Annotated in this window: 19 protein-coding genes; 17 read left to right on the plus strand and 2 right to left on the minus strand. The window is 74.2% G+C overall.

Annotation, left to right across the window (positions count from 1 at the left end):
• Positions 1–9: 9 nt before the first annotated feature.
• From pyrR to MN205_RS11080, 10 genes are all read left to right on the plus strand, one after another.
• Entirely contained in the window at positions 10–576 is a 567-nt protein-coding gene (gene pyrR, locus MN205_RS11035; protein WP_242127169.1) for a bifunctional pyr operon transcriptional regulator/uracil phosphoribosyltransferase PyrR, read from the plus strand.
• The gene (locus tag MN205_RS11040) at positions 573–1568 is read left to right on the plus strand and encodes an aspartate carbamoyltransferase catalytic subunit (protein ID WP_242127172.1); all 996 of its coding nucleotides are present in this window, start codon (positions 573–575) and stop codon (positions 1566–1568) included. Before pyrR ends, MN205_RS11040 begins: the two co-directional genes overlap by 4 nt.
• Complete coding sequence (locus tag MN205_RS11045; protein WP_242127174.1) at positions 1565–2917, plus strand: dihydroorotase; 1353 nt, start codon at positions 1565–1567, stop codon at positions 2915–2917. Before MN205_RS11040 ends, MN205_RS11045 begins: the two co-directional genes overlap by 4 nt.
• Entirely contained in the window at positions 2914–3432 is a 519-nt protein-coding gene (locus MN205_RS21855) for a hypothetical protein (protein WP_242127176.1), read from the plus strand. Before MN205_RS11045 ends, MN205_RS21855 begins: the two co-directional genes overlap by 4 nt.
• Complete coding sequence (gene carA / locus MN205_RS11055; RefSeq protein WP_242127177.1) at positions 3429–4673, plus strand: glutamine-hydrolyzing carbamoyl-phosphate synthase small subunit; 1245 nt, start codon at positions 3429–3431, stop codon at positions 4671–4673. Before MN205_RS21855 ends, carA begins: the two co-directional genes overlap by 4 nt.
• The gene (carB, locus tag MN205_RS11060) at positions 4673–7978 is read left to right on the plus strand and encodes a carbamoyl-phosphate synthase large subunit (protein WP_242127180.1); all 3306 of its coding nucleotides are present in this window, start codon (positions 4673–4675) and stop codon (positions 7976–7978) included. Before carA ends, carB begins: the two co-directional genes overlap by 1 nt.
• Positions 7975–8847: an orotidine-5'-phosphate decarboxylase gene (gene pyrF, locus MN205_RS11065; RefSeq protein WP_242127181.1), complete on the plus strand. Its 873-nt coding sequence runs from the start codon at positions 7975–7977 to the stop codon at positions 8845–8847. Before carB ends, pyrF begins: the two co-directional genes overlap by 4 nt.
• A 186-nt stretch (positions 8848–9033) precedes the next feature.
• Positions 9034–10791, plus strand: coding sequence for an ABC transporter ATP-binding protein (locus MN205_RS11070; protein WP_242127183.1), 1758 nt, complete (start codon positions 9034–9036; stop codon positions 10789–10791).
• A complete protein-coding gene (locus tag MN205_RS11075; RefSeq protein WP_242127185.1) occupies positions 10788–12701 on the plus strand; it encodes an ABC transporter ATP-binding protein in 1914 nt (637 codons plus the stop codon). Before MN205_RS11070 ends, MN205_RS11075 begins: the two co-directional genes overlap by 4 nt.
• Before the next feature lie 56 nt (positions 12702–12757).
• Positions 12758–15346 carry an ExeM/NucH family extracellular endonuclease gene (locus MN205_RS11080; protein ID WP_242127187.1) on the plus strand — a complete coding sequence of 863 codons (2589 nt, stop codon included), beginning with the start codon at positions 12758–12760 and terminating at the stop codon, positions 15344–15346.
• A 4-nt stretch (positions 15347–15350) separates the two neighbouring features.
• Here the strand turns inward: MN205_RS11080 and MN205_RS11085 are convergent, their stop codons facing one another.
• Positions 15351–16226: a universal stress protein gene (locus MN205_RS11085; protein WP_242127190.1), complete on the minus strand. Its 876-nt coding sequence runs from the start codon at positions 16224–16226 to the stop codon at positions 15351–15353.
• Between the two features lie 228 nt (positions 16227–16454).
• On the opposite strand from MN205_RS11085, the gene MN205_RS11090 reads away from it, so the two are divergent.
• From MN205_RS11090 to MN205_RS11105, 4 genes are read left to right on the plus strand one after another with little or no spacing between them, the layout of a single operon-like run.
• Positions 16455–17423: an ABC transporter substrate-binding protein gene (locus tag MN205_RS11090; protein WP_242127192.1), complete on the plus strand. Its 969-nt coding sequence runs from the start codon at positions 16455–16457 to the stop codon at positions 17421–17423.
• A 36-nt stretch (positions 17424–17459) separates the two neighbouring features.
• The gene (locus tag MN205_RS11095) at positions 17460–18422 is read left to right on the plus strand and encodes an ABC transporter permease (RefSeq protein ID WP_374115913.1); all 963 of its coding nucleotides are present in this window, start codon (positions 17460–17462) and stop codon (positions 18420–18422) included.
• On the plus strand, positions 18415–19482 hold the full coding sequence (locus MN205_RS11100; RefSeq protein ID WP_242127196.1) for an iron chelate uptake ABC transporter family permease subunit: 1068 nt from the start codon (positions 18415–18417) through the stop codon (positions 19480–19482). The genes MN205_RS11095 and MN205_RS11100 overlap by 8 nt, the downstream gene beginning before the upstream one ends.
• Positions 19479–20261, plus strand: a complete 783-nt coding sequence (locus MN205_RS11105; RefSeq protein ID WP_242127198.1) for an ABC transporter ATP-binding protein — start codon at positions 19479–19481, stop codon at positions 20259–20261. Before MN205_RS11100 ends, MN205_RS11105 begins: the two co-directional genes overlap by 4 nt.
• A 40-nt stretch (positions 20262–20301) precedes the next feature.
• Here the strand turns inward: MN205_RS11105 and MN205_RS11110 are convergent, their stop codons facing one another.
• Positions 20302–20442 (minus strand): hypothetical protein, encoded by a 141-nt coding sequence (locus MN205_RS11110; RefSeq protein ID WP_242127200.1) that lies wholly within the window; start codon positions 20440–20442, stop codon positions 20302–20304.
• Between the two features lie 888 nt (positions 20443–21330).
• Between MN205_RS11110 and MN205_RS11115 the strand changes: the two genes are divergently transcribed.
• The 3 genes from MN205_RS11115 to MN205_RS11125 are packed head-to-tail and all read left to right on the plus strand — an operon-like array spanning position 21331 to position 24988.
• Complete coding sequence (locus tag MN205_RS11115; protein WP_242127202.1) at positions 21331–22365, plus strand: sugar ABC transporter substrate-binding protein; 1035 nt, start codon at positions 21331–21333, stop codon at positions 22363–22365.
• A 2-nt stretch (positions 22366–22367) separates the two neighbouring features.
• Positions 22368–23996 carry a sugar ABC transporter ATP-binding protein gene (locus MN205_RS11120; RefSeq protein ID WP_242127204.1) on the plus strand — a complete coding sequence of 543 codons (1629 nt, stop codon included), beginning with the start codon at positions 22368–22370 and terminating at the stop codon, positions 23994–23996.
• A complete protein-coding gene (locus MN205_RS11125) occupies positions 23993–24988 on the plus strand; it encodes an ABC transporter permease (RefSeq protein ID WP_242127206.1) in 996 nt (331 codons plus the stop codon). Before MN205_RS11120 ends, MN205_RS11125 begins: the two co-directional genes overlap by 4 nt.
• Positions 24989–25081 lie beyond the last annotated feature (93 nt).

The raw sequence follows: 25081 nt of genomic DNA on the forward strand, positions 1-25081 counted from the left end.
AGGTCCGTGGTGACTGCTGCCCGGCGTGTCCTGCTCGAGGGAGCCGACGTCCAGCGGGCGCTGACGCGCATCGCCCACGAGCTGCTCGAGGCCAACAAGGGGGCCGCGGACCTGGTGCTGCTGGGGATCCCGCGGCGCGGGGTGCCGCTGGCGCACCGCCTGGCCGCCCGCATCGCCGACGTCGAAGGCGCCGAGGTCCCCGTCGGCTCGCTCGACGTGACCATGTACCGCGACGACCTGCGCCACCACCCCACCCGGACCCTGCTGCCCACCGAGCTGCCCGCCGGCGGTGTCGACGGCAAGGTCGCCGTGCTGGTGGACGACGTCCTCTACTCGGGCCGCACCGTGCGCGCCGCCCTCGACGCCCTGAACGACCTGGGCCGCCCCCGCGCGGTGCGCCTGGCGGTCCTCGTCGACCGCGGCCACCGCGAGCTGCCCATCCGCGCCGACCACGTCGGGCGGAACCTGCCCACCTCCTCCGCCGAGCGCGTCGGGGTCCTGCTCTCCGAGACCGACGGGCGCGACGCCGTCGAGATCAGCACCCCCGGTGCGGCCGGGCAGGGGGGAGCGCGGTGAGGCGCCACCTGCTGTCCGCGGCCGACCTCGGCCGCGACGCCGCCGTGCGGGTCCTCGACGTCGCCGAGCAGATGGCGCTCACCCAGCGCCGCGAGATCAAGAAGCTGCCCACCCTGCGCGGGCGCACCGTGGTCAACCTCTTCTTCGAGGACTCCACCCGGACCCGCACCTCCTTCGAGGCCGCCGCCAAGCGGCTGTCGGCGGACGTCATCAACTTCTCCGCCAAGGGCTCCAGCGTCTCCAAGGGCGAGTCCCTGAAGGACACCGCGCTGACGCTGCAGGCCATGGGCGCCGACGCGGTCGTCGTGCGGCACCCCGCCTCCGGCGCCCCGCACCGCCTGGCGCACGCCGGCTGGACCAGCGGCGCCGTCGTCAACGCCGGCGACGGCACCCACGAGCACCCCACCCAGGCCCTCCTGGACGCCTACACGGTGCGCCGGCACCTGCGCCCCGGGCCCGGCGGCGCCGGGGTGGGCGAGGACCTCACCGGCGTGCACGTCACGATCGTCGGCGACGTGCTCCACTCGCGGGTCGCCCGCTCCAACGTGCTCCTGCTGCACACCCTCGGCGCCCGCGTCACCCTCGTCGCACCACCCACCCTGCTGCCGGTGGGCGTGGAGACCTGGCCGTGCGCGGTCTCCCACGACCTCGACGACGCGCTGCGCTCCGGCGCACCGGACGCGGTCATGATGCTGCGCGTGCAGGCCGAGCGGATGACCACCGACGGCGGCGGGTTCTTCCCCTCCGCCCGCGAGTACAGCCGCCGCTACGGCCTGGACCGCCGCCGCGCCGCGCTGCTGCCCGAGCACGCCCTCGTCATGCACCCCGGCCCCATGAACCGCGGCCTGGAGATCTCCGCCGACGCCGCCGACAGCACCCGCTCCACCATCGTGGAGCAGGTCGGCAACGGCGTGGCGGTGCGCATGGCCGTGCTCTACCTGCTGCTGGCCGGCGAGACGCCGGACGGCCGGACCCCCGGAGGCGACTCGTGAGCACCACCCTGGTCACCGGCGCGCGCCTGCTCGGCGGCGAGGTCGCCGACCTGCTGCTGCGCGACGGCGAGATCGCCGAGGTCGGCACCGGCCTGACCGCCCCCGCTGGCGCCGACGTCCTCGACGCCAGCGGCCTGGTCGCCCTGCCCGGCCTGGTGGACCTGCACACCCACCTGCGCGAACCCGGTCGCGAGGACGCCGAGACCGTCGCCTCCGGCACCCGCGCCGCCGCCGCCGGCGGCTACACCGCCGTCTTCGCCATGGCCAACACCTTCCCCGTCGCCGACACCGCCGGCGTCGTGGAGCAGGTGCAGCGCCTGGGCGAGGAGGCCGGCTGGGCGCAGGTGCGGCCCGTGGGCGCCGTCACCACCGGCCTGGCCGGTCGGCAGCTCGCCGAGCTCGGCGCCATGGCCGACTCCGCCGCCGCCGTGCGCGTCTTCTCCGACGACGGGCACTGCGTCTCCGACGCCGTCCTCATGCGGCGGGCCCTGGAGTACGTGCGGGCCTTCGACGGCGTCGTCGCCCAGCACGCCCAGGAACCGCGCCTGACCGAGGGCGCGCAGATGAACGAGGGCGCCGTCTCCTCCGTCCTGGGCCTGCGCGGCTGGCCCAGCGTCGCCGAGGAGGCGATCATCGCCCGCGACGTGCTGCTGGCCGACCACGTCGGCTCCCGCCTGCACGTGTGCCACCTGTCCACCGCCGGGTCCGTGGAGATCGTCCGGTGGGCCAAGGCCCGCGGCGTGCAGGTCACCGCCGAGGTCACCCCCCACCACCTGCTCCTCACCGACGAGCTGGTGCGCGGCTACGACCCCGTCTACAAGGTCAACCCGCCGCTGCGCACGCAGGCCGACGTGGAGGCCGTGCGCGAGGGCCTGGCCGACGGCACCATCGACGTCGTCGCCACCGACCACGCCCCGCACCCGGTGGAGGCCAAGGACTGCGAGTGGGCCGCCGCCGCGATGGGCATGACGGGCCTGGAGACCGCCCTGTCGGTCGTGCAGCACACGATGGTGGACACCGGCCTGCTCACCTGGGCCGACCTGGCCGACCGCATGTCCGCCGCCCCCGCCCGCATCGGCCGCCTCGCCGGGCAGGGCCAGCCCCTGGCCGTCGGCAGCGCCGCCAACCTCGTGCTCGTCGACCCCGCGGCCCGCTGGACGGTCGAGCCCGAGGCCATGGCCACCGCCGGGCGCAACTCGCCGTTCCGCGGCACCGAGCTGCCCGGCCGGGTCGTCGCCACGTTCCTGCGCGGACGGGCCACCGTCCGCGACGGGCGCCCGGTCGACCGCGAGGCCCGGCACGACACCCGGCACGACACCCGGCACGACACCGAGGGGAGCCGGTCGTGAAGTTCGTCGGCACGATCATCCTGATCGTCGCGCTGCTGCTGCTGTGGCGGATGATGTTCACCGGCTACCGCGGCCGCGCGCTGCGCCAGAAGACCCTGCCGCGACCGGTCGGCTCCAAGGACTGGCAGGGCCTGCGCGACGCGGTCGAGGGCGTCTACGTGTCCACCACGGACGCGGAGAACTCCCTGGACCGCATCGCCGCCCACGGCCTGGGCACCCGCAGCGCCGTCGCCGTCGGCTTCGTCGACGAGGGCGTCGGGTTCCTGCGGCAGGGCGCCCGCTCGTTCGTGGTGCCCACCGCGGACATCGTCGGCGTCGGGCACGGGCCCGGCATGGTCGGCAAGTGGGTGGGCCGCGGCGACGGCCTGGTGATCCTGCGCTGGCGGCTGGGGGACCGCGTCGTCGACACCGGCGTCAAACCCCGCCACCCCGCACAGGGGGCGCGGTTCGCCGAACAGGTGGAAGAACTCGTGCGCGCAGCGCGCCGGGGCGAGGACAACGGAGGTGCCCAGTGACCACGACGGCCAGGCAGGAGCGGGGGACGCGCGTCCCCGCGGTCCTCGTGCTCGAGGACGGGCGCACCTTCCGCGGCCGCGCCTACGGTCGCGTCGGCGAGACCGTCGGCGAGGCGGTGTTCTCCACCGGCATGACCGGCTACCAGGAGACCCTCACCGACCCCAGCTACCACCGCCAGGTCGTCGTCATGACCGCCCCGCACGTCGGCAACACCGGGTACAACGACGAGGACGCCGAGTCCTCGCGCATCTGGGTCGCCGGCTACGTCGTGCGCGACCCCGCCCGCGTGCCCTCGAACTGGCGCTCGCAGCGCTCGCTGGAGCAGGAGCTGGACGCCCAGGGCGTCGTCGGCATCTCCGGCGTCGACACCCGCGCCCTGACCCGGCACCTGCGCGAGCGCGGCGCCATGAAGGTCGGCGTCTTCTCCGGCGAGGCCGCGCAGCGCCCCGACGCGGAGCTGCTGCGCGCCGTGCACGAGGCCCCGGACATGGTCGGCACCGACCTCGCCTCCCTCGTCAGCACCCCCGAGCCGTACACGGTGCCGGCGGTCGGCGAGCGGCGCTTCACGGTGGCCGCGGTGGACCTCGGCATCAAGTCGATGACTCCGCAGCGCCTGGCCGAGCGCGGCGTGGAGGTCACCGTGCTGCCCTCCACCGCCTCGCTGGAGCAGGTGCTCACCGCGGGCCCCGACGGCTCCGCCCCGGACGGGGTGTTCTTCTCCAACGGCCCCGGCGATCCCGCCGCCGCCACCCACGAGATCGAGGTCCTGCAGGGCGTGCTCGAGCGCCGCATCCCGTTCTTCGGGATCTGCTACGGCAACCAGCTCCTCGGCCGCGCCCTCGGGTACGGCACCTACAAGCTGAAGTACGGCCACCGCGGCATCAACCAGCCCGTGATGGACCTGGCCACCCGCAAGGTCGAGGTCACCGCCCACAACCACGGCTTCGCCGTCGACGGGAAGGCCGGTGAGGTGCGCGACACCCCGTACGGGCGCGCCGAGGTCAGCCACGTCGGCCTCAACGACGGCGTCGTGGAGGGCCTGCGCTGCCTGGACGCGCCCGCGTTCAGCGTGCAGTACCACCCCGAGGCGGCGGCCGGCCCGCACGACGCCTCCTACCTGTTCGACCGGTTCCTCGCCCTCATGGAGGGCGTCCCCGCCGCGCAGCTCGTGGACGACACGGGCGTCGCGGACACCACCGAGAACCCCGCCGCCACCGGCGCCACCGAGAAGGACGCCTGATGCCCCGCCGCACCGACATCTCCTCGGTCCTCGTGATCGGGTCCGGCCCGATCGTCATCGGCCAGGCCGCGGAGTTCGACTACTCCGGCACCCAGGCGTGCCGGGTGCTCAAGGCCGAGGGCCTGCGCGTGGTCCTGGTCAACTCCAACCCCGCCACGATCATGACGGACCCGGAGATGGCCGACGCCACCTACGTCGAGCCCATCACCCCCGCCGCCGTCGAGGCGATCATCGCCCGCGAGAAGCCCGACGCGCTGCTGGCCACCCTCGGGGGGCAGACCGCCCTGAACACGGCCATCGCGCTGTTCGAGTCCGGCGTGCTGGAGAAGCACGGCGTGGAGCTCATCGGCGCCGACGTCGACGCCATCAAGCTCGGCGAGGACCGCCTGCTGTTCAAGGGCGTCGTCGAGCGCTGCGGCGCCGAGTCGGCCAGGAGCCACCTGTGCCACTCGATGGAGGAGGTCCTCACCGCCGCCGACGACCTCGGCTACCCGGTGGTCGTGCGGCCCAGCTTCACGATGGGCGGGCTGGGCTCCGGCTTCGCGTACGACGAGGCGGACCTGCGCCGCATCGCCGGTCAGGGCCTGCACCACTCCCCGGTCACCGAGGTGCTCCTCGAGGAGTCCATCCTCGGCTGGAAGGAGTACGAGCTGGAGCTCATGCGCGACCGCGCCGACAACGTCGTGGTCGTCTGCTCCATCGAGAACTTCGACCCCATGGGCGTGCACACCGGCGACTCCATCACCGTCGCGCCCGCCATGACGCTGACGGACCGCGAGTACCAGCGCATGCGCGACATCGGCATCGCGGTCATCCGCGAGGTCGGTGTGGACACCGGCGGCTGCAACATCCAGTTCGCCGTCAACCCCGACGACGGGCGCATCATCGTCATCGAGATGAACCCGCGCGTGTCGCGCTCGTCCGCCCTGGCGTCCAAGGCGACCGGGTTCCCCATCGCGAAGATCGCCGCCAGGCTGGCCGTCGGGTACACCCTCGACGAGATCCCCAACGACATCACCCGCTCCACGCCCGCCAGCTTCGAGCCGACGCTGGACTACGTGGTGGTCAAGGTGCCGCGGTTCGCGTTCGAGAAGTTCCCCGCCGCGGACCCCACGCTGACCACGACGATGAAGAGCGTCGGCGAGGCCATGGCGATGGGCCGCAACTTCACCGAGGCCCTGCAGAAGGCGCTGCGCAGCACCGAGAAGCGCGGAGCGTCGTTCAGCTGGGCCGGCGACCCCGGTGACCTGCGCGACCTGCTGCAGCGCGTGCGCCAGCCCACCGACGAGCGCATCGGCCTCGTCATGCGCGCGATCCGCGCCGGCGCCACCCCCGAGGAGCTGTTCGAGGCCACCCGCATCGACCCCTGGTTCCTCGACCAGCTGTTCCTCCTCGACGAGATCGCCGTGGAGGTCCGCGAGGCCGACGAGCTCACCGCCGACCTGCTGCGCCACGCCAAGCGGCACGGCTTCTCCGACGCCCAGGTCGGCGAGCTGCGGCACATGGACGAGGCCGTCGTGCGCGGCGTGCGGCACGCGCTGGGCGTGCGGCCGGTCTACAAGACCGTCGACACCTGCGCCGCGGAGTTCGCCGCCGCCACGCCGTACCACTACTCCAGCTACGACGAGGAGGACGAGACCCGCCCGCGCGAGAAGCCGGCGATCGTCATCCTCGGCTCCGGCCCCAACCGCATCGGGCAGGGCGTGGAGTTCGACTACTCCTGCGTGCACGCCAGCTTCGCGCTGCGCGAGGCCGGGTTCGAGACCGTCATGGTCAACTGCAACCCCGAGACGGTCTCCACCGACTACGACACCTCCGACCGGCTGTACTTCGAGCCGCTCACCCTGGAGGACGTCCTGGAGGTCGTGCACGCCGAGACGCGCTGCGGCCCCGTCGCCGGCGTCATCGTCCAGCTCGGCGGGCAGACCCCCTTGGGCCTGGCCGCCAAGCTGGAGGAGGCCGGGGTGCCGATCATCGGCACCTCCCCGGCCGCCATCGACCTCGCCGAGGAGCGCGGCGCCTTCGGCCGCGTCCTGGAGCAGGCCGGGCTCGTCGCGCCCAAGCACGGCACCGCCGCCTCCTTCCCGGAGGCGAAGGCCATCGCCGCGGGCATCGGCTACCCCGTGCTGGTGCGCCCCAGCTACGTCCTCGGCGGGCGCGGGATGCAGATCGTCTACGACGAGGCGTCCCTGGAGGAGTACATGGCCACCGCCACCGAGGTCTCCCCGGAACGGCCGGTGCTGGTGGACCGCTTCCTCGACGACGCGATCGAGATCGACGTCGACGCCCTGTTCGACGGGGAGGAGACGTACCTCGGCGGGATCATGGAGCACATCGAGGAGGCCGGCATCCACTCCGGCGACTCCGCGTGCGTCATCCCGCCGGCCACCCTGGGCCGCGCCGAGCTGGAGCGGGTGCGGCGCGCCACCGAGGCCATCGCCCGCGGCGTGGGCGTGCGCGGCCTGCTCAACGTGCAGTTCGCCCTCGCCGCCGGCGTGCTGTACGTGCTGGAGGCCAACCCGCGCGCCTCGCGCACCGTGCCGTTCGTCTCCAAGGCCACCGGCGTGCCGCTGGCCAAGGCCGCCGCGCGGCTCATGGCCGGCACCCCCATCCGGGAGCTGCGCGCCGAGGGCCTGCTGCCCGCTCGCGGTGACGGCGGGGTGCTGCCGCCGGAGGCGCCGGTGTCGGTGAAGGAGGCCGTGCTGCCCTTCGCCCGGTTCCGCACCGCCGAGGGGCACGTCGTGGACTCCCTGCTGGGGCCGGAGATGCGTTCCACCGGTGAGGTCATGGGCATCGACGCGGACTTCCCGACCGCGTTCGGCAAGGCCCAGACCGCCGCCTACGGCGGGCTGCCCACCTCCGGCACCGTGTTCATCTCGGTCGCCGACCGCGACAAGCGAGCCATGATCTTCCCCGTGAAGCGCCTGGCCGACCTCGGGTTCACGCTGGTGGCCACCGAGGGCACCGCCGCGGTGCTGCGCCGCAACGGCATCGCCTCCACCGTCGTGCGCAAGCGCTCCGAGGGCACCGGGGAGCACGGCGAGCTGACGATCGTCGGGCAGATCGCCGCCGGGCAGGTCGCGATGGTCGTCAACACCCCCTCCGGGGACCAGGCCCGCGCCGACGGCTACGAGATCCGCGCCGCCTCCACCGCGGTCGGTGCACCCATCATCACCACGGTGCAGGAGCTCGCCGCCGCGGTGCAGGCCATCCAGGCGCTGCGGGCCGGGCACGGCACCTCCGTGGCGCCGCTGCAGGAGCACACCGCGAAGCTGGCCGCCGCCTGGGACGGGTTCCGCGCGTGAGCGGCGCCGCGGCGGCCGGGGCGGGGGAGCGGTTCGGTGCCCGCCTCGCCGCGGCCGTCGCCGAGCACGGCCCGCTGTGCGTCGGGATCGACCCCCACGCCCCGCTGCTGGCGGCGTGGGGGCTGGGCGACGACGCCGCCGGCGTCGAGCGGTTCGGGCGCACCGTCGTCGAGGCGCTCGCCGGGAACGTCGCGGCCCTGAAGCCGCAGGCGGCGTTCTTCGAGCGGCACGGCTCGCGCGGCGTCGCGGCGCTGGAACGGGTCGTCGCCGACGCCCGCGACGCCGGGCTGCTGACGGTGGTCGACGCCAAGCGCGGCGACATCGGTTCCACGATGGCCGCCTACGCCGACGCGTTCGCCGGCGACTCCCCGCTCGCCGGGGACGCCGTCACCGCCTCCCCGTACCTGGGCTTCGGCTCGCTGCAGCCGCTGCTGGACGTGGCCGCCGAGCACGGCCGCGGCGTGTTCGTCCTCGCGCTGACGTCCAACCCCGAAGGCGCCGGCGTGCAGCACGCGCGCGGTGCCGACGGGCGCTCGGTGGCGCGCGCGGTCGCCGAGGCCGCCGCCGCGGAGAACGCCGGTGTGCCGCCGATGGGGGACGTCGGCCTCGTCGTCGGCGCCACCGTGGGCGATGCCGTGCGGGACCTCGGCATCGACCTGGCCGCCGTCAACGGGCCGCTGCTGGCGCCCGGGGTGGGGGCGCAGGGCGCCACCGCCGAGGGCCTGCGCACCGTGTTCGGCGACGCCCGCCGGTACGTGCTGGCCGCCAGTTCGCGCGAGGTGCTGGGCGCCGGCCCGGACCCGGGCGCGCTGCGCGACGCGGCCCTGCGCTCGGCCGACGCGGTGCGCACGGCGCTCGGCGCCGGCTGAGGGGAGCTGCACGACAGGATCGGGGTCGAGAGGCTCGATCTTCAGGTAACAATCGATTATGGCGGGTAAAGTAGCGCAAATCCTAATTCGCTGACAGCGCTCGGGATGCAGCCGCAGGAGCTCGGAGGAGGCACGCAGCCGGGGATCCGGACCGGGGAGCGCCCTGCGCGGTTAGGGTCACCTCCCGTGACCCCCTCGCGCCGGCTGCTGGCCGACGTCCTGCGCCGCCGCCGGCGCCCCGCCCTCGTCGGGTGCCTCGCCTCCACCGTGCACCAGACGTGCGAGGCGCTCGTGCCCGTCGCCATCGGCCTGGTCGTCGCGCGCGCCGTCGCCACCGGCGACACCACGGCGATCGCGTGGTCGGTGGCCGGGGTGCTGGCCCTGTTCGCCGTGCTCACCGCCGCCGGCGCCTACGCGTTCTGGACGATCGAGGGTGCCCAGCTGCGCGAGGCGCACCACCTGCGGGTGGTGGTGCTGCGCGCGGTCCTGCACCGCCCGCCCACGTCCGCGGACCTGCGCGACGGGGACGTCCTCAGCGTCGCCACCTCCGATACCCGCCACACCGCCGAGGTCCTGGCGCTGCTGGGGTACCTCTTCTCCGCCAGCGTCGGGATGGCCGTGTCCGCGGTGGTCCTGCTGCGCGTGGACGCCCTGCTGGGACTGGGGCTGCTGGTGGCGGTGCCGCTGCTCGTGCTGGGCCTGCAGCGCCTGGCGCCGCGGCTGGAGCGGCGGGTGCGCACCCGGCAGGAGGCCGCGGGACTGGCGGCGGCCACCGCCGCGGACCTGCTCGCCGGGCTGCGCCCGCTGCGCGGCTTCGGCGGTGTGCCCGAGGCGGTGCGCCGCTACCGCACCGTCAGCCGCACCTCCCGCGACGCGGCCGTCGGCGCCGCCGGCGCCACCGCGGCGGTCGTCGGCGCCGGCACGCTGGCCACCGGCCTGCTGCTGCTGGGCACCGCCGCGGCGGCCACCGCGCTGGCCGTGCGCGGGCGCATCGACGTCGGTGAGCTCGTCACCGTCGTGGGCGCCGCCGCGTTCCTCGCCGACCCGGTGCGCACCATCACCTCGTGCGTGCAGGGCCTGGCCGTCAGCCGCGCCAGCGCCGCACGCGTTGCGGCCCTGCTCGCCGACGGGCCGGGCGACGTCCCCGGGCCGCGGAGCGCCGCGACCGGCGCCGGGGAAGCCGCTGCGGCGCCGGGGGAGCCCGCGCCGCTGGTGCTGGAGGGCGTCAGCGCCGGCCCGCTGCGGGGACTGGACCTGACCGCCGCCCCCGGCGAGGTGCTCGGCGTGGTCACCACCGACACCGCGCTGGCCGACGCCCTCACCGGCGTGCTGGGCGGGCGGCGCACCCCCGAGGCGGGCACCGTGCGCCTGGGCGGGCTCGACCCGGCCCGCGACCCGGTCGCCACCGGCCGGCTGCTCGTCGAGCCGCACGCCGTGCACCTGCTGGGCGGCACCCTGCGCGAGGCCCTGAGCACCGGCACCCCCGGCGGTGCCGGTGGGCCCGGTGGGCGGGGACCGGCCCTGCTGGAGCGGGCGCTGACCGCCTCGGCCGCCGACGAGGTCGTGCGCGCCCGCCCCGGCGGGCTGGACGCCGAGCTCCTCGAACGCGGGGCGAACCTGTCCGGCGGGCAGCAGCAGCGCCTGGCGCTGGCGCGGGCGCTGGCCGCCGACCGGCCCGTGCTCGTGCTGCGCGACCCCACCACCGCCCTGGACGCCCTCACGGAGGACACCGTCGCCGCGGGCCTGCGCGACCTGCGCCACGGCCCCGGCGCTCCCGGTGGTCGCACCACCGTGGTGCTGACCACCTCCCCGCTGCTGCTGGCGCGTTGCGACCGCGTCGTGCTGCTCACCGCGGACGACCCCCGCACCGGCACCCGCACCCTCAGCGGTACCCACGCCGAGCTGCTGGCCGAGCCCGCCTACGCGGCGGCGGTGCTGCGGTGAGCGCCGCCCCGGGCACCACCCCTGGCGCCCCCGCGGCGGCGGGCGCCGGCACCGCGCTGCCCGTCGCCACCGCCCGGCGGACCGGCGCCGTCCTGGTGGCCGCCGCGCGCGCCCACCGGCGCACCCTCGTCCTCGCCCTGGTCACCACCACCGTCGCCAGCGCCGGCCTGGTCCTCGTGCCGCTGCTGCTCGGCCGCGTCGTCGACGCCGTCGTCGCCGACCTCGGTGCCACCGGGGGGCAGGACGCCGGGCAGCAGGGGCGGCTGTGGCTGCTGTTCGGCCTGCTCGCCGCGGCCGCCGCCGGCACCGCCGTCTTCGCGGCCCTGGCCCGGGCGCAGAGCGAGCGCCTCGGCGTGGAGGTCGCCGCCGACCTGCGCGAGCGGGTCGTGGACCGCTCCCTGCGCATGGACGCCGAGCGCCTCGAGCGCGCCGGCGGCGGCGACGTGGCCTCGCGCGTGACCGAGGACGTGGAGCTGTTCACCTCCTCCACCGAACTGGTCGCCACCGTGCTGACGTCCCTGGTGACCGTGGTGCTCGCCGCCGCCGGCTTCGCCGCACTGGACTGGCGCCTGGCCCTGGCGTTCTGCACCGTCTTCCCCGTCTACGCGCTCGCGCTGCGCAGCTACCTGCCGCGCGCGGCACCGCTGTACGCGCGCGAGCGCGCCGTGGCCGCCGAGCGTTCCCGGGTGGTGCTGGAGTCCCTGCACGGGGCCCGCACCGTGCAGGCGTACGGCGCCCAGGAGCAGCAGACCGCCCGCGTCGAGGTGGCCTCCGGGCGCGGCGTCGGCGCCGCGCTGGACGCGCTGCGCACCTTCGCGCGGCTGTCGGTGTCGATGAACGCCGCCGAGGCGATCGGACTGTCGGCGCTGCTGCTCACCGGGTTCCACCTCGTGCGCGCCGGTGCCGTCAGCGTCGGCGACGTCACCGCCGCGGCCCTGCTGTTCCACCGCCTCTTCGGCCCGCTGGGGGTGCTGCTGCTCAGCTTCGACGACGTCCAGCGCGCCGGTGCCGCCCTGGCCCGCCTCGTCGGCGTCGCCGACACCGAGCCGCCGCCGGCGCAGCCGCACCGGGACGTGCGCCACCCGGCGACGCTGACCGCGCAGGGCCTGCTCCACGCCTACGCGCAGGGAGCGCCCGTGCTGCACGGCGTCGACCTGGAGGTGCCTGCCGGGGGCACCCTGGCGGTGGTCGGGGAGTCCGGTGCCGGCAAGTCCACGCTGGCGGCGCTGCTCGGCGGGGTGCTGGCACCGTCCGGCGGGCGCGTCCTGCTGGACGGGGTGGACCTGGCGCTGCTGGACCCGCAGCAGGTGCGCGAGCACGTGGCCGTGGTCACCCAGGAGGCGCACGTGTTCACCGGCACCCTGCGCGCGGACCTGACGCTGGCCGCCCCCGGTGCCGGCGACGTGGAGCTGCTGGCCGCGCTGGCCGTCGTGGGCGCCGACGCCTGGGCCGCCGCGCTGCCGCACGGGCTGGACACCCGCGTCGGCGCCGGGGCGCACCCGCTGACCGCCGCGCAGGAGCAGCAGCTGGCGCTGGCCCGCGTCGTGCTGCGCGACCCGGCGCTGGTGGTGCTGGACGAGGCCACCGCGGAGGCGGGCAGCGCCGGCGCGCGCGAGCTGGAGGACGCGGCCCGCTCCGTCCTGGCCGGGCGCACCGCCGTGGTGGTGGCGCACCGCCTCACCCAGGCGCGCGCCTGCGACCGCGTCGCGGTCCTCGAGCACGGGCGTCTCGTGGAGCTGGGCACCCACGACGAGCTGGTGGCTGCCGGTGAGCGCTACGCGCGGCTGTGGCGCACGTGGAGCGCGAGCGCACCGCCCGCCGCGGGCGGGTCGACGGGACACCCGGGTGTCACCGGACGTCAACCCCCCGGACACCCCGGGCACGACCGCGCGTGGGTGGTGGAGGGTTAACTTCGGCGCGTCCGTGTGCCCTCCCGGAAGGACCCGCCTTGCCCAGTCGTTCCCGCGTGACGCGCCTGACCGGCGGCTGCGCCGCCCTCGGCGTCGCCGGTGCCGCGCTCACCGCGCTCGGCCTGCCCGTCGCCTCCGCCTCCGCCGCGGAGCCGACCGCTCCGTTCGTCTCCGAGATCCACTACGACAACGCGGGTGACGACACCGGCGAGTTCGTCGAGGTGCAGCTGCCCGCCGGCACGAGCTCGGCCGGGCTGGAGGTCGTCGCCTACAACGGCAACGGCGGTGCCCGGTACGGCACCCGCGCCCTGCCGGCCGTCACCGCCCCCGCCGACGCACCGGCCGTCGCCGTCGTCGACTTCCCCGGCCTGCAGAACGGGGCGCCGGACGGCCTCGCTCTCGTGCGCGGCGACGAGGTGCTGGAGTTCCTCTCCTACGAGGGGACGGTGACGGCTGCTGACGGACCCGCCGCCGGGCGAACCAGCACGGACATCGGCGTGAGGGAAGGCAGCGGCACCCCGGCCGGGCAGTCCCTGCAGCGCACCTACGACGCCGCCGCCGACGCCCTGGTGTGGTCCGGCCCCGCCGCGGCCACCCCCGGCACGGTGAACGGCGCCGCCCCGACCGACCCCGAGCCCCCCGCACCGGGTGAGCCCGTCGAGATCGGTGCGGTGCAGGGCGCCGGCGCCACGACCCCGCTCGCCGGGCAGCAGGTGACCGTCACCGGCGTCGTCGTCGGCGACACCCCCGGCCTGTCCGGGTTCCACCTGCAGGACCCCGACGGCGACGGCGACCCGGCCACCTCCGACGGGATCTTCGTCTTCAGCCCCGACGCCGCCGTCGACCTCGGCGACACCGTCACCGTCACCGGCGAGGCGCAGGAGTACTACGAGCAGACCCAGATCTCCGCGCCCGCGGGCGTCACGGTCGTCGCCGACGGCGACGCCGCGGACCTGCCCGAGGCCGCCGTGCTGGACCTGCCCGCCGGCACCGAGGACCGCGAGCGCTACGAGGGGATGCTCGTCGCCCCGGCGGACACCCTCACCGTCAGCGAGGTGTACGACCTCACGGGCTACGGCGAGCTCACCCTGTCCGAGGGCGGGGTGCTCGTGCAGCCCACCGAGCTGGCCCGCCCCGGTGACGCCGCCGAGGCGATCGCCGCGGAGAACGCGCGGCGCAGCATCGTCCTCGACGACGCGTCGACCGCCCGGCGCAGCGCGACCGACCGCCCGTACCTGAGCCCGGACACCCCGGTGCGCGTCGGCGACGAGGTGACGTTCACCGAGCCGCTCGTGCTCGGCTACGGGTTCGACGCGTGGCGCCTGCAGCCGGCCGACGGCACCGCCGACGGCGTGTTCGCGGCGCAGGACACCCGCCCCGACGCTCCCGAGGCCGTCGGCGGCGACGTGCAGGTCGGCGCCTTCAACGTCCTGAACTACTTCCTCACCTTCGGCGGGGCCGGCCGCGGCGCCGACGGCCAGGAGGAGCTGGAGGAGCAGGCCGGCAAGATCGTGCCGGCGATCCGGGCGCTGGGCGCCGACGTCGTGACCCTCATGGAGATCGAGGACACCGACTCCTCCGGCTTCACCCCCGGGAACGCCGACACCGCGCTCGCCGACCTGGTGCAGCGGCTGAACGCCGCCGCCGGGTGCGAGGAGTGGGCGTACGTGCCGATGCCGGAGGAGCTGTACGCGGTGGACCGCGACGTCATCCGCAACGCGATCATCTACAAGAAGGACGTCGTGCAGCCGGTGGGCGAGTCCGCCGGCCTGGTCGACGAGAGCGTGTGGTCCAACGCCCGCGAACCGATCGCGCAGACGTTCGTCAAGGACGGCGACGCGTTCACCGTCGTGGCGAACCACTTCAAGTCCAAGGGCGGCGGGGACGACGCCACCGGCGACAACACCGACACCGGCCAGGGCGCCTACAACGGCGACCGCGTCCGGCAGGCGGAGTCCCTGGCGGAGTTCGTCGCGCAGTTGCGCGAGCGCACCGGCGACGCGGACGTGGTGGCGATGGGCGACTTCAACGCCTACACGCAGGAGGACCCGGTCGAGGTGCTGCGCACCGCGGGCCTGACCGACCTGGGCAGCCGGTTCGACGAGGGCGGCTACAGCTACGTCTACGACGCGCTGTCCGGTTCGCTGGACCACGCCCTGGCCACTGCCGAGCTCACCGCGAAGGTCACCGACGCCACCCACTGGAACATCAACTCGGTGGAGTCCTTCGCGTACCAGTACTCCGGCGATCCGGCGCTGTACGCGGCGAACCCGTACCGCTCCAGCGACCACGACCCGATCGTGGTCGGCATCGACCTCGACGAGCGTTGCCAAGGCCTGGTGCCCACCGTCCGCGGCACCGCGGGCGACGACGTGTTCGAGGGCACGAACGGCCGTGACGTGATCGTGGGGCTCGGCGGGAACGACGTCATCACCGGCGGCAACGGCGACGACGTCCTGTGCGGCGGCGCCGGGCAGGACCGTCTGGCCGGCGGCAACGGGGACGACGTGCTGCTCGGCGGGTTCGGCGACGACGTGCTCGCCGGCGGCAACGGCGCCGACAGCCTCGTCGGCGGCCCCGGCGCCGACTCCCTCGAGCAGGGCCGTGGCGAGGGTCCCGAGGAGCGGGACGGCGCGGAGTCCTGACCCCTCAGCGCGGCGGCGCAGCTCCCACGAGCGCGCCGCCGCGCACCTGCGCGGGTGGGCCGGGCGGGACCGTGAGGACGGGGCGGGCCATCCGCACCGCGAGGGTGTGCACCGTCGCGGTGGGCAGCAGGTGCTCCAGCGCGACGCCCTCGTCGGCCTCGCACACCACCACGTCGGCTCGTGCGACCGCGTGGGTCAGCGCCTCCGCCGGCGTGGCGAAGGGGAGGCGTCCGCCCGGGTCGTCGCCGGTGGCGGCGGTGCCCACCTCCGGTGCGGCGCCGCGCTCGGTGCGCACCAGGTGCAGGCGGCCACCGCCACGGCGGGCCAGCGCCGCGGCCGTGCGCAGCACCACGGCGTCCCCGGCGTCGCCGGCCAGCGCTGCCAGCACCTCGGGCGCCGCGTCCGCGTCCTGCTCCAGCAGCACCGACCCGGCGCGGGCCACCAGGACCGGCACCGGCGAGAGCCGGCTCAGCTCCAGGGCGACCCCGCCCCAGGTGGCGCTCCACTCCTGCCCCGGCCCGCGTGCGCCGACCGCCAGCAGTCGCGCGCCGCGGGTCGCGGCCAGCACCGCCGGCACCACCGGTCCCGGTGCGGCGGAGAGCACCGTGCCCGCCGCGGGCGCGGCCTCGGCGATCACCTCGCGGGCGGAGTCGAGCAGCGCGCCCAGGGCGAGCGCGTCCGTGCCCGGGGCGCCGGGCACCACCACGACGTGCACGTCCGATCCGGTGCGCGCGGCGTCCAGCGACGCCAGGCGCAGCGCCGCCGCGCTGTCGGGGGAGCCGTCGTGGACGACGGTCACCGGCCGCGCGTCCTCCCACGGCTCGCCGTCGCGCCACTCGTGCTCCTGCCCGCCGTCCTGCTGCCACCCGTCCCGTCGCACGGTGTCCTCCCGAGCTCGTCGTCGTCCCCGCGTCCAGCACACCGCGGCGCGCCCCGGGTGCGAAGGGCCCTTGGTCCCCCGCGCGGGTGCGTGCGGGGGCTGATCCTGTGACGTGAAGCACACCCTGCGGTGCTGTCCACGGCGTGGTCAGGGAAGGCTAAGCTTCCTGGCATCGGGTCGCGCGGAACCGCGGGCCCCGCCCCTGCACCCTGCTCGAAAGGCGTTGCCGTGAACCACCTCCTGCCCCGGCGCACCGCAGCCGGTCTCGCCCTCGGACTCGCCGCGTGCCTCGGCCTCGCGTCCTGCTCCAGCGACGCGGAGGCGGACACGGACACGGGTGCCGCCGGGACCCGCACCGTGCAGACCAACACCGGTGCCGTGGAGATCCCCGCCGAGCCGGTGCGCGTGGCCGCCCTGGACAACACCTCCTTCGCCACCCTGAAGGCGTTCGGCATCACCCCCGTGGCGGTGCCCAAGCCGCTGCTGCCCGCGGAGGGCTTCGCCGAGTGGGCCTCCGACGAGTCCATCGCCGACGCCGGCAGCCACCGCGAGCCCGTGCTGGAAGCCATCAGCGAGGCCGACCCGGACCTCATCATCGGCGGCTACCGCTTCGCGGAGCAGACCGAGGAGCTGTCGAAGATCGCCCCCACCGTCGACGTCTCGCCGTCCGCCGACGCCGAGGGCGGGTTCGTGGAGAGCCTGAAGGCGCAGACCACCACCCTGGGCGAGATCTTCGGGGAGGAGGAGCGGGCCGCCGAGCTCGTCGCCGCGCTGGAGGAGGCGCAGGAGAACGCCGCCGCCGAGACGGACGGGGAATCGGTGTTCCTCGCCGTGGCCAGCGGCGGCCACATCGACAACGGCTCCGAGCGCCTGGGCAGCATCACCGAACCGCTGGGCCTGACCAACGTGCTCGAGGCCGAGGGCGACTCCATCCACAACGACTCGGGGCTGGCTCCGGAGACCATCGCCCAGCTGAACCCCGACTGGATGGTCGTGCTCGACCGCGACGCCGCCATCGGCACCGAGGGCGCCTCCCCGGCGAAGCAGCTGGTCTCCGAGCAGGAGGCGTGGAAGGACACCACCTTCGTCTCGCAGGACCAGATCGTCTACCTGCCGCCGACCTTCTACGTCACCGAGGGCATCCAGGCCTACACCGAGGTGTACGACATGATCACGGACGCGTTCGCGGCGGCGTGAGCACCCCCACCCGCCGGGCAGTCGCGTCCCGCACCCCTGCGTCGGGTCCCCCTGGCCGCGGGGATCGTCGTCGTGCTCGCCCTCGTCGCGCTGTCCCTGGCGGTGGGCGGGTACGACATCACCCTCGAGACGTTCCTGCACGACGAGAAGGCGCGCGAGATGTTCTTCATCAGCCGCGTCCCGCGCACCCTGGCCCTCGTGCTCGCCGCCGCCGCCATGGGCGTGTCCGGCGTCGTGATGCAGGTCCTCGTGCAGAACAAGTTCGTCGAGCCCACCACGACGGGGTCCAGCCAGTGGGCGGCCCTGGGGATCGTGGGGCTCGCCGTCGTGCACCCCGGCGCCCCCACGATCGTGCGCATGGTGGTGGCGAGCCTGCTCGCCCTCGTGGGCACCCTGGTGTTCCTCGGCGTCCTGCGGCGCGTCTCGCTGCGCTCCTCGGTCGTCGTGCCGCTGGTCGGCATCATGCTCGGGTCCGTCGTGGGCGCCGTCACCACCTACCTCGCCTCGGACAACGACCTGCTGCAGATGCTGGCCTCGTGGCGCTCGGGCGGTTTCAACGACATCGTGCGCGGCCGGTACGAACCGCTGTGGATCGTCGGTCTCGTCGTCGTCGCCGTGTACGTCACCGCTGACCGGTTCACCATCGCCGGCCTGGGGCGGGACGTGGCCACCAACCTCGGCCTGCACCACGGCCGCGTGGTGTTCACCGGCACCGCGATGGTGGCACTGGCCACCGGCGTGACGACCGTGGTCGTCGGCTTCGTGCCGTTCCTGGGTCTGGTCGTGCCCAACGTGGTCTCCCTGCTGCGCGGCGACGACGTGCGCCGCAACCTGCCCTGGGTGGTGCTGGCCAGCGTGGCCCTGATGGTGGTGTGCGACCTCGTCGGGCGCACCGTCGTCTTCCCGCTGGAGGTCCCCGCGTCCGTGGTGCTGGGAGCGGTGGGTGCCACGGCGTTCGTCGTGCTGGTCCTGCGCCGGAAGGGGTCGCTGCGTGGCTGAGGACACCACCGTGCGGGAGGCTCCCGCTGCGCACCTCCCGCGCACGGGGCAGCGTTCGCGCCCACCCGCCCGCGGCGGGGCCGGTGCACGAGCGCCGCGGCTCGCGCGGCCCGCGCGGCCCTGGCTGCGCGTGGCGGTCGTCGGCGTCCTGGCCGCCGTGGCCGTGCTGTGCTACCTGTTCCTGTTCGTGCGCGGCTCCTTCGAGTTCGCGATCGAGCGCCGCCTGACGGCCGTGGGCGCCATGGTGCTCGTCGCGTTCACGCAGGGCGTGGCGACCCTGCTGTTCCAGACGGTCACCCAGAACCGGGTGCTCACCCCCTCCATCATGGGTTTCGACTCCGTCTACACCCTGGCCCAGACCGCGATGGTCGTCGCCTTCGGCGGCGGTGTGCTGGCCGCCACCGACGGCGTGGGCAAGGTCGTGGCCCAGACGCTGCTCATGGTGGCCTTCGCCACGTTCCTGTTCCGCTGGCTGTTCTCCGGCCGCCACGCCAACCTGCACGTGCTGCTGCTGGTCGGTGTCGCCATCGGCATGGCCTTCGACAGCGTCGCCACCTTCGGCCAGCGCGTCCTGGCGCCCGCCGACTACGACCTGCTGTCCGCGCGCATGTTCGGCCGGCTCACCGCGGCCGACCCGCAGGTGCTGCCGCTGGCGGCGGGGGTGTGCGTCCTCGTCGGCGTCGTCGTGGTGCGCCGGCACGCCCGCCTGGACGTCCTGCACCTGGGCCGCGACGTGGCCACCAACCTCGGCCTCGACCACCGCCGCGAGCTCACCCTGGCGCTGGTGTGCGTGTCCGTGCTGGTGGCCATGTCCACCGCCGTCGTCGGGCCCCTGACGTTCTTCGGGTTCCTCGTCGCGGTCCTCACCCACCAGGTCGCCGGCACCCACCGGCACGCCGTGCTGCTGCCGATGTCGTTCCTGCTGGGCGTGCTCGTCCTGGTGGGCGGGCAGTTCGTCATGGAGCACGTCTTCTACGCCACCGGCATGCTCACCGTCGTCCTGGAGTTCGTCGGCGGCACCGTCTTCCTCGTCCTGCTGCTGCGGAAGGGCACCCTGTGATCACCGTCGACGCCGTCACCAAGGCCTACGGCGACACCCCCGTCCTCGGCCCCGTCAGCGAGGTGCTGGCCGACCGCGGCATCACCTCCGTGATCGGGCCCAACGGCGCCGGCAAGTCCACCCTGCTCACCATCGCCGGGCGTCTGGCCGAACCGGACTCCGGCACGGTGCACGTGCACGTCGACGACGCCGCGGGCGCGGTGGGGCTGGACGTGCACCGCGCCCGCTCCGCCGACGTCGCCAAGCTCGTCGCCGTGCTGCGCCAGGAGAACCACTTCACCGCCCGCCTCACCGTGCGCGAGCTGGTCTCCTTCGGCCGCTTCCCGCACAGCCGCGGCCGGCTGACCCCCACCGACGTCGCCGCCGTCGACGAGGCGCTGGGGTTCCTGGACCTGACGGCCCTGCAGGGGCGCCACCTCGACGAGCTCTCCGGCGGGCAGCGCCAGCGCGCCTACGTCGCCATGGTCCTGGCGCAGGGCACCCGCCACGTCCTGCTCGACGAACCGCTGAACAACCTCGACATCCGCCACGCGGTGCGGATGATGCGGCTGCTGCGCCGCGTCGCCGACGAGCTCGGCCGCGCCGTCGCGCTGGTCGTGCACGACGTGAACTTCGCCGCCGCCTGGTCCGACCGCATCGTCGCCGTGCGCGACGGTCGCGTCGTCGCCCAGGGCACCCCCGAGGAGGTCGTGCGCGAGGACGTGCTGCGCGAGGTGTTCGACACCCCGGTGCGCGTGCACGTGCTCGACGGGGTGCCCACGGCGGTGTACTTCCGCTGACCCGGCGCACCGGACGCGGGACGGGTCCGGGGTGTGCACCTCAGCAGGAGGGGCGCTCCGGCTCGTCGCGGGCTGTGGTGGTGAACTCGCCCGCGAGCGCTACGGGTGCGCTGTCGACGAGGGCGACGTCCGCCACCAGGAGCACGAACCAGCTGTGGGCGTCGACGCAGCCGCGCGCCACGGCGGGTCGAGAGCGTTCGCCCCTCCCGGGTCGCCGGTGGCGCGGACCGCCTCTGCGGCGCGCAGTGCTGCCACGCTCCTCGTCTTCCCGGGATCGGCAGCCTCAGGCAGGACCGCGGCGCACCGGTTCCCGGAGCCCGGCGGGACCGGGGCCGACCGGGCGGGGGCGTGGATGAGCACCCACTCGGCCAGCGCTGCCCGCGAACCGGTCACGTCGCGGGTGCGCCGGCTCGACGACTCGGTGCTGAACGGGGCCTCGGCCACCGATCCCACCGGCGCTCGACGGTGGTGACCGTGGCGCCGGTGAAGGTCGTTCGCACGCCCTGCGCGAAGGCCCGTCGCTGCCGGGGGGCGGACACGCTCGACGCCGGGGCGTCGGGGTGCTGGACGGGCAAGGCGTTCAGCGGGCTGAACGGGCCGTGCCCGAAGCAGGCGGACTCGATCCGCTCCGCCAGGAATTCCCCTCCTGCCGGGGAGGGGACGCGCAGACGCCGCCGGCGGACGCTGCTCGGCTGCCCGCGTCGCTGTGGCGACGGGCGAGCAGTTGCTCGTCCGCCGGGCGTGGAGCTCGACGACGTCGATGCAAACCGGCGGCGCGCGTGGACCCCGCGGTGTGCGAGTCGGTAGGGCCGATGCCGATGCCGATGCCGGTGAGGGAGGGGCCGAAGGACTCCGCACCGTGTGGACCTCGGGGAGGAGCTGTGCGGGTGGCGCAGGAGCCGGGGCCTGACCGGTTCGCGTGGAGCTGCGGCTCCGCCCCGGGAATCGTGAGCACGACCTGAGCTCGGTCGATGGCCAGAAGGCGAAACACCGCTGTTACGTCGTCGTCATTCCCAGAAAATGTGGTGTGTGACATAGTACCGAAACGTCACTGATCCGCGGAGGAACCATGGAACGCAGCGTGAAGAAGTCCAGCCGTGCGACCCTCGTCGCCGCCGCGGTCAGCATCCTGGCCCTGCCGGCCTGCGGAGCAGCGGACGGCGCCGCCAGCGATGACGGGGGAGCGCTGAACATCGCCGTGCTCGCCTCCTCCAGCCAGAACGGCTACAACCAGGCCGTCTACGAAGGTGTGCGGAAGGCGGTGGAGGCGTCGGGCCAGGACGTCGAGCTCAAGCTGCTGGACGGGCAGTTCGACTCCAACACCCAGCTCTCGCAGATGCAGAACGTCACCAGCGGCGACGACTACGACGGAGTCGTCGTGGTGCCCAACGACGGTGTCAGCCTGGCCGCAGCCTTCCCGCTGTCCAGCGACGTGCCGGTGGTCACCGTCCTCAACCCCATCGGCCCGGACATCGACACCATGACGCCCCAGGTCGACGGCGTGGTCTCGACCGTGGCCGTCTCCCCGTCGGCTGCCGCCGAGAAGCAGGCCGAAGGGGTCCTGGAGCACTGCGCGGACATCGACCCCTGCAAGGTCGTCGAGCTCGTCGGCAACCTCTCCGCCACCCTCGACGTGGCGCGCAAGGACTCCTACGACGAGGTGCTGTCCACCGCCGCCAACATCGAGGTGGTCAGCGCCGTCGAAGGTCAGTACGACCGGGACACCTCGCTGAGCGCGATCAGCAACGTGCTGCAGGCGCACCCCGACATCGACGTCATCCTCTCCAACGCCGACCAGCAGACGTCCGGCGCGGTGATCGCCCTGCAGAACGCCGGGATCGACCCCGCCTCGCTGTACCTCACCGGTGGCGGTGGAACCGAGGACGCGGTGGCCGCGGTGCGCGCCGGGACCTGGAAGGCCGACTACATCAACTTCCCCGTCAGCATGGGCGAGGCGGCTGCCGAGCAGCTCCTGGCCGCGATCGCCGGTGAGGAGGTCACCGAGGTCGTCGACGCCGACGCGCTCGGTGGTGATGTCGAGCCCTACGCCACGGCGGAGACCCTGGCGACGACCCCGGACTTCACCGGCGAGTGGAACGGCTGAGCGTGAGCGCCGACTCCGCTGCACCCGCTCAGAGCTCTCCGAGGCGCGCAGTCCTCGACCTGTCGGGCATCACCAAGCGCTTCGGAGGCACGCTCGCCCTCGACCGGGTGGACCTGACGGTCACCCCCGGCAGTGTGCACGCCCTGGTCGGGGAGAACGGAGCCGGCAAGTCCACCCTCGGCAAGATCGCCGCAGGCATCTACACCCCCGACGCCGGCGGGATCTCGGTGTCCGGTCGCTCCGTGGGGCGGTGGGACACCGTGCGCGCCCAGCGGCAGGGCATCGTGATGATCGCCCAGGAGTTGTCGCTGGTGCGCGACCTCACCGTCGCGCAGAACGTCTTCCTCGGCATCGAGGAGCACCGCGCCGGCATCCTGCGTCGCGACCAGCGGCGCAGGTTCGCGGCGCTCGACGAGGTCGCGCAGTTCGGTCTGGACCCCTCCGCCCGGCTGGGCGACCTGCGCATCGCCGATCAGCAGAAGGTCGAGATCCTCCGCGCCCTGGCACGGGACGCGAAGGTCATCGTGATGGACGAGCCCACCTCGTCCCTGACCGCGCACGAGACCCAGCGCCTGCACGAGGTCGTCCGCCGTCTGACGGCGCAAGGCCGCTCGGTCGTCTACGTGTCGCACTTCCTGGAGTCCGTGCTGGAGGTCAGCGACACCGTGACCGTCATGCGCGACGGCAGGCGCATCCGCACCGGATCCGCCCGGGACGAGACCAAGCGGTCCCTGGTGGAGGCCATGCTGGGACGCGAACTGGCAGTCACCTTCCCTCCTCGACCGCCGGCGCCGGCAGCCGATGTCCAGCCGCTGCTGGTCGCGACCGACATGGCCAGTGACAACGGGGTCCGTTCAGCCACCCTCGCCGTCCGCCCCGGGGAGATCGTCGGTCTGCTGGGCCTCGTCGGCTCCGGGCGCACCGAGATCGCGCGGGCTCTGGTCGGCGTCGACCGGGTGACGGCGGGCACCGTCGTCCTGGACGGTCAGGGCCTGGGTCGCACGAGCCCTCGCCGCAGTCGCGACGCAGGTCTGGTGATGGTGCCCGAGGACCGCCACGGTCAGGGCCTGGTCCTGGCGCGCAGCATGAGCGAGAACATGACGCTGGCCTTCCTGGGGCGCTTCTCCCGGTGGGGCCTGGTGGACCGCCGGCGCGAACGGCGCCGCGTCGGTGAGCTCGTGGAGCAGTTGCAGGTCCGCCCGGCCCGGCCGGAGCTGCCCGTGCAGGGCTTCTCCGGAGGCAACCAGCAGAAGGCGCTCCTGGCGAAGTGGCTGGTGGGTGAGCCCCGCTTGGTGATCCTGGATGAGCCGACCCGCGGCGTGGACGTCGGTGCCAAGTTCGCCATCTACGAACTGATCGTCGCCCTGGCCCGCCGAGGAGTCGGCGTCCTGATCATCTCCTCGGAGCACGAGGAGGTGCTCGGCCTGGCGCACCGTGCTCACCTGGTCTGCGCAGGGCGGACCTTCGATGAGGTCGACCCCGCGCACCTGAGCCCGGAGGATCTCCTGCGCCGCCTGTTCGCAGCTCAGGACGATGCCGCCGGCGAATCCGCGGACAGCGCCGCAGGAACGCACGACCCTGGTCTCGGCGTCGACGTGTCGACGTCCCACAGCGAGGAGCTCACGCGATGACCATCACCGAAACGGCGACCCCAGCGCGACCGAGCCCGTCGTCGACGCCATCGAGCGGCGCCCGGGTCCTGGCGTTCGCCCGGGACTACGCGGCGCTCGTCCTGCTCGTCGTCATCTTCGTCACGCTGTCGATCATCTCGTCCTCGTTCCTGTCGTTCACCAACATCATGAACATCCTCAACCAGAACACCCCGCTGGCCATCATCGCCGTCGCGGGGACGTTCGTGATCATCTCCGGTGCGTTCGACCTGTCGACCGCCGCGATGTACGCCGTGGCCAGCGTCGCCGTGGCCTGGATGGCGACTCACACCGACAACGCGGCCCTGGCTCTCCTGATCGCCCCCGTGCTCGGCGTCGTGATGGGGATCCTGAACGGCTTGGCGGTGACCAAGCTGCACGTCCACTCCTTCCTCGCCACCCTCGCCTCCAGCCTCGTGTACAAGGCGGTGGCCGTCCTGGTCACCGGCGGCTCGCTGATCACCGTCACCACCGAAGGCTTCAGCGACCTGGGCCGCGGCAGGGTCGGGGGTGTCTTCTACGCCGTCATCGTCCTGATCGGCATCGTCGCTCTCGGTTCCCTGCTGCTGCACAGCAGCGTCTTCGGCCGCCACGTCTTCGCCGTCGGCGGCAACTCCGACGCCGCCCACCTGTCGGGTGTCCGAGTCGACAGCACACGCGTCACCGTCTTCGCCCTCTCGGGCCTGGCCGTCGGCATCGCCGCTGCCATCGGGGTCTCGCGCATCGCCTCAGGTCAACCGCAGGCGGGAGCCGGGCTGGAACTTCAGGCCATCGCCGCCGTCATCCTCGGTGGCACGAGCATCTACGGCGGTGTCGGAGCGGTCTGGCGCTCCATCGTCGGGGTGTTCCTCATCGCCCTCATCGGCAACGGCTTCGACATCCTCAGCGTCAACCCGCAGATGAAGGACCTGGTGACCGGCGTCATCATCCTGGCGGCCGTCGCGCTGGCCGCCGCCGACCGCCGGCGCCGCTGACGAGGCCAGGTGCTCCCGCACCTCCGTGGCGTCTCGCCACCGACCACCCGCACTCGAGCCGCATCCGGCCACGCCACGAAAGGCACCGCACAC

It is taken from the genome of Kineococcus sp. TRM81007 (genome assembly GCF_022669155.1).
In the GTDB taxonomy this organism is placed as follows: Bacteria; Actinomycetota; Actinomycetes; order Actinomycetales; family Kineococcaceae; genus Kineococcus.